We start from the raw sequence: 1,900 nt of genomic DNA, 5'->3' as shown, positions 1-1,900 counted from the left end.
CCATGACCGGCACGATCGCGATCTCGGCGGGGAAGATCGATCCGTCGGCGCGCATGGGCGGAAGCTTCACCCGTTGACGCAAGGCCGGGCCTTCTCCGGTCTTGAGGTAGTGCTCGATGCCGGCATTGTGCTGGGCGCGGTAGCCCGCGGGCACGATCAAGTCGGACATCCGCGCACCCACCGCGGCCGACCGCGAGTGTCCGAACATGACCTCGGCGGCCGGGTTGAACTCGACCACGACGCCGGATGAGTTGATGGTGATGATGCTGTCGAGGGATGCCTCCAGCACCGCTTGCGTCAGCGAGTCCCGGCTCCGCAAGTCCTCAGCGAGTTGGTGACGCTCGATACCGACCGCGTAGGCCGCCCCCAGAGCCCTGAGCCCCGGCACGATCATCGGGCTCCAGTCACGGGTAGCGTCACGAGCAACGAAGCCCACGATCAGCGCGCGTGCGCCCTCTCCGGCCACCGTGGCGACGAACGGGCCGCTCCGATCGGGATCCCAGTCCTCGAGGTCCCCGGCCACCGTGCGGCCCGGGCTCGCTCGGATCAGCTCCAGCAGCAGCGCCTGGGGCGAGCCCGGTGGGCCAGGTTGCTCGACTAGGGGGTCGGACCCTGTGACCTCGGCAGCAGCGCGCAGGATCTCGTCGACGTCGAGATCGGCCAGGTCGGCCGTGCACATCGCCACGACAGCGTCACCCAGGACAGCTGCCACCTCGGCCTGACGGTCCGCTCCCGTCACGGACGTCGCAGAACGGTCAGGTCGGGCACGTCAGGCAGGAAGCACAGCAGGCCCACTTCCGCCACCGCCTCGTTCGAGTCCTCGCTGATCCATGCGTGTGCTCGCGCCCGAACAACGTAACGCACCACGGCGCTGCTGAGCGCGAGTTCCAGGAAGTCCGTTCCGGCGATCGGTCCGTCGGTGTAGGTGGTGGTTGCTGCATCGGTCGACCCCAAGAATTCATACGGACCGGAGGCCCCGAGGCGCCGGAAGATCTCGTACCCGGTGGTGAAGGGAGACGCGCTCGGCCGCCACTTCAGGTCCACCGACGCGGAGCCGAGGAGGTCGTCACAGCTGGCGCTCGCGACCAGCCGTCCCGGTGGCGCCAGCGTCGCAGTCGAGAACGTGTTCGACGAGGCCGCCCGCTCGGTAAACCACCCGTGAGCCGGGCCCGCCATCAGCGCGACCAGCACGACGGCCACGGCTACGGTCCGTGTCGAGGTCATGCGACCACCGGCGCTCGCGAAACGCGGCGTGGGTTCCGAGCGAAGACCAGACCGAGGACCGGGACCACCAGGAAAAGGAGGGTGCCGCCCAGCCCACGCACGAAGAGGATCAGGCTGCCGGCCATCGGCACGACTCGCTCGACGACGTGAATCTCACCGCTCACCCGAGCGGGCAGCACGTCCTCGAAGCTGTTGGCGTCACCCTTGGTGCGAAGGATCCGTGCTGAACCGTCCTGTTCCACCGTGGTCACGCGGTGCGTGGTCGGGATGCGCTCGCCCGGGTGTCGGTAGCTGACGATGTCGCCGACCGCCACCGAGGCCACGGGCACCGCCCTGGTGATCGCCACCGACCCAGTGGGCATGGCTGAACCCATGCTGCCACTGGTGACGATGAGCGACTCCTGGCCGGCCATGGTGGGAGCGAAGCTCAACCCGAGGAACAAGGCCAGGGTGAGCGCTGCCGCGAACGCGACGTTGGTGATCACTTGGACGACGCGCGTCGTCCGCGGGTGCTGAAGGATCTTCATGACATTGCCTTCCGAGCGGAAGGAGGCGGGCGGGTGCCGTGCCTCCGATGGCGAGGTGGGTGTTGCCGGAAGGGCGGCGGGGGCCCCGCCCTCCCGGCCGGGGGGGGGCCGGAAGGGCGACGGGGGGAGGCCGCCCTCCCGGCCCGCAG

General features: G+C 69.3%; 3 protein-coding genes. All 3 read right to left on the bottom strand.

Annotated elements, in window-relative coordinates:
* The coding region (locus tag VOI19_RS18800; protein ID WP_323794462.1) for a PAS domain S-box protein at positions 1–679 on the bottom strand (679 nt) is incomplete at its 3' end.
* Positions 680–735: 56 nt separating this feature from the next.
* Positions 736–1,200: a hypothetical protein gene (locus VOI19_RS18795; RefSeq protein ID WP_323794461.1), complete on the bottom strand. Its 465-nt coding sequence runs from the start codon at positions 1,198–1,200 to the stop codon at positions 736–738.
* A 20-nt stretch (positions 1,201–1,220) separates the two neighbouring features.
* Positions 1,221–1,900 (bottom strand): signal peptidase I (locus tag VOI19_RS18790; protein ID WP_323794460.1); only part of this gene is annotated, 680 nt, incomplete at its 5' end.

The organism is Nocardioides sp., from assembly GCF_034670285.1.
GTDB lineage: Bacteria > Actinomycetota > Actinomycetes > Propionibacteriales > Nocardioidaceae > Nocardioides.
The sequence above is the reverse complement of the archived record's forward strand: the minus strand, read 5'-3'. Positions and strand labels throughout refer to the sequence as shown.